Origin of the sequence: Oceanicola granulosus HTCC2516 (assembly GCF_000153305.1) — a bacterium.
In the GTDB taxonomy this organism is placed as follows: domain Bacteria; phylum Pseudomonadota; class Alphaproteobacteria; order Rhodobacterales; family Rhodobacteraceae; genus Oceanicola; species Oceanicola granulosus.
In genome coordinates this window covers 292,068-294,672 of the sequence record NZ_CH724108.1, presented here as the reverse complement: position 1 = coordinate 294,672, position 2,605 = coordinate 292,068, and the positions used below count along the sequence as shown (strand labels likewise).

General features: G+C 73.2%; 2 protein-coding genes and 3 pseudogenes. 2 read left to right on the top strand and 3 right to left on the bottom strand.

Features of this window, described 5'->3' with window-relative positions; all coding sequences use genetic code 11:
* From OG2516_RS20555 to trxB, 3 genes and pseudogenes are all read right to left on the bottom strand, one after another.
* Positions 1-255, bottom strand: a 255-nt coding sequence (locus OG2516_RS20555) for a BglII/BstYI family type II restriction endonuclease (protein WP_040615872.1), incomplete at its 3' end; no start/stop codon positions are given.
* Between the two features lie 52 nt (positions 256-307).
* A pseudogene (locus OG2516_RS20550) lies at positions 308-691 on the bottom strand (RES domain-containing protein); the annotation flags it as partial.
* Positions 688-1,692, bottom strand: coding sequence for a thioredoxin-disulfide reductase (gene trxB / locus OG2516_RS13780; RefSeq protein WP_040616033.1), 1,005 nt, complete (start codon positions 1,690-1,692; stop codon positions 688-690). The gene trxB and the pseudogene OG2516_RS20550, both read right to left, overlap by 4 nt.
* A gap of 91 nt (positions 1,693-1,783) precedes the next feature.
* Here trxB and OG2516_RS13775 point away from each other — a divergent pair.
* Both OG2516_RS13775 and OG2516_RS20455 read left to right on the top strand, forming a co-directional pair.
* Positions 1,784-2,389, top strand: a pseudogene (locus OG2516_RS13775) (class I SAM-dependent RNA methyltransferase); the annotation flags it as partial.
* Positions 2,386-2,605: pseudogene (locus OG2516_RS20455) on the top strand (hypothetical protein); the annotation flags it as partial. The pseudogenes OG2516_RS13775 and OG2516_RS20455, both read left to right, overlap by 4 nt.

Below are 2,605 nucleotides of genomic sequence, written 5' to 3'. Positions count from 1 at the left end.
CAGGCCGATCAGCAGCAGCGGGCACGGGTTGCCGACTCCGCGCCGCACCCGGTCCTCCAGCTTGCTCCAGTGCGTCGTGGCCGGGGCGAACTTGTCGACGACGAACTTCTTCGAGAACGCCTCGGCGAACGGCACCCCGCGCGCCACCTGCGCCGCCACCGCGCGGCGCTGCGCGCCGGTGCGGCTGGCGAGGCCGAGCCGGTCGACATCCGCCTCCGCCGCCAGCCCCTGCCCCGCCAGCCGGCTTTCCCCCACCCCATGGCGCTGCCGGTCCGGCGACGGTCAACACGCCTTGCCACTCGAACAGCACCACGTGGAGCAACTTCGGCCGCGAGCGCGACCGGTAGAGCATTCCCCGCGCGCCGGCGGCGCGGGCGGCGTCGGAGGCGGCCCAGGTGGGGGCGGGCGCACCGGCGGCGCGGGGCGCTTGCCAGACGGCGCGGGTGCGGGCGTCGTCGCGCAGGTCGGCGAGGCAGTCGATGTCGAGGCCGAGTTCGACGATCACGCGGGGCGGATCGTCCGGCGTGACGTAGCGCGCCAGCGCGGCGGCCGCGCCCTCGGGGCTGAGCGAGGCGTAGAGCGCGCGCTGGCCCGAATGGTGGAAGCTGCCCTCCGGTGCGGCGACCCCGGAGAGCGGGTCGGCCCGGTCGGCGAACAGGATCCGCCAGACCGGGCCGCGCCAGCGGATCACTCCGCGGCGCCGACCTCGGCGCCGTAGCCCAGCGGCTCGGTCACCACCTCGCGCTCGGCCTCGTGGTGCTCGGCGAGGAAACGCTCGGCCTCGAGCGCGGCCATGCAGCCCATGCCCGCCGAAGTCACGGCCTGGCGGTACTTGTGGTCGGTCAGGTCACCCGCGGCGAAGACGCCGGGGATCGAGGTCTCGGTCGAGTCGGGCTTGGTGACGACGTAGCCGCCCATGTGCGTCTCGAGCTGGTCCTTCACCAGCTCCGACGCCGGGGCGTGGCCGATGGCGATGAACACGCCCTTGGCCGCGATCTCGGTGATCTCGCCAGTCTTCACGTTCTTCGCGCGCACGCCGGTGACGCCGAGCGGGCTGTCGTCGCCGACGACCTCCTCGAGCTGGTGGAACCAGAGCGGCTCGATCTTGGGGTTCTTCATCAGCCGGTCCTGCAGGATCTTCTCGGCGCGCAGCTCGTCGCGGCGGTGGATCAGCGTGACCTTGGAGGCGAAGTTGGTCAGGAACAGCGCCTCTTCCACGGCGGTGTTGCCGCCGCCGACCACGACGATCTCCTGCCCGCGGTAGAAGAAGCCGTCGCACGTCGCGCAGGCCGAGACGCCGAAGCCCTTGAACTTCTCCTCGCTCGGCAGGCCGAGCCACTTGGCCCGCGCGCCGGTGGCGAGGATCACGGCGTCGGCGGTGTAGACCGTGCCGCTGTCGGATTGCGCGGTGAAGGGGCGCTTGGAGAGGTCGAGCGCGGTGATGATGTCGGAGACGATCTCGGTGCCCATCGCGCGGGCATGGGCCTCCATGCGCACCATCAGGTCGGGGCCCTGCACCTCGGTGTCGCCGGGCCAGTTCTCGACGTCGGTGGTGGTGGTGAGCTGCCCGCCGGGCTCGATGCCCTGCACCAGCAGCGGCTCGAGCATGGCGCGGCTGGCATAGACGCCGGCGGTATAGCCGGCAGGGCCGGAGCCGATGATCAGAACCTTGGTGTGCCGCGTCTCGGCCATGTCCGTGCCCTCCATGTGCGTCCGGCTCAGTTAGGCAAAGGCGGCGCGCGGGGCAAGGGCGGGCCGGGTTGTGCGGGGTGAAGGGGGGGAGGAGGCGCCGCTGCGCGAGACGATGGCGGCGCTGTTCCTGCGCCAGTGCGGCTATCGCGGCGACGAGCCGGTGGTCGATCCGATGTGCGGCTCGGGAACGATCGTGCTCGAGGCGGCGGAGATGGCGCTCGGCCTCCCGCCGGGGCGCGGGCGCCGCTTCGCCTACCAGGACCTCGCGGTGCCCGTCGCCGCCCCCGCCGCGCCCGCGCCCGCGCCGCGCGACATCGCGCTGCGTTTCACCGGGGCCGATCGCGACTCGGGCGCGATCCAGGGCGCGGGCGCCAACGCCGCGCGGGCCGGGTTGGAGGAGGTCACGACGTTCCTGCGCCAGCCGGTCAGCGAGCTGGCCCGGCCCGAGGGGCCGCCGGGGCTGGTGATGGTCAACCCGCCCTACGGCGGGCGGATCGGCAACAAGCGCCAGCTCTTCGGCCTCTACAACGCGCTCGGCGCGGTGCTCCTCGAGCGCTTCTCGGGCTGGCGCGTCGGGATCGTGACCAGCGAGGCCGGCCTCGCCCGCGCCACCGCGCTGCCCTTCGCCGAGACCGGACCGCCGGTGGCGCACGGACCGCTCAAGATCCGGCTCCACCGCACGGACCCGCTGCCATGAGCGCCTTCGCCTTCGACTCGAGCCGCCACGCCGGCCGCGCCATCGCGGTGATGTGCTTCGGCGTCTTCTGCCTCGTGCTGTCGGACACCGCCTCCAAGTGGCTGGTGGAGCGCTACCACCCGCTGCAGATCCAGTTCGTGCGCAACCTGATCGCCGCCCCTGTGGTGGGGCTCATCATCCTGTTCAGCGCCGGCCCGCGCGGGCTGGTGTCGGCGC

Excerpts from the sequence above, each read along its gene's own strand:
- trxB (WP_040616033.1), bottom strand. The coding sequence starts at position 1,692 with ATGGCCGAGACGCGGCACACCAAGGTTCTGATCATCGGCTCCGGCCCT.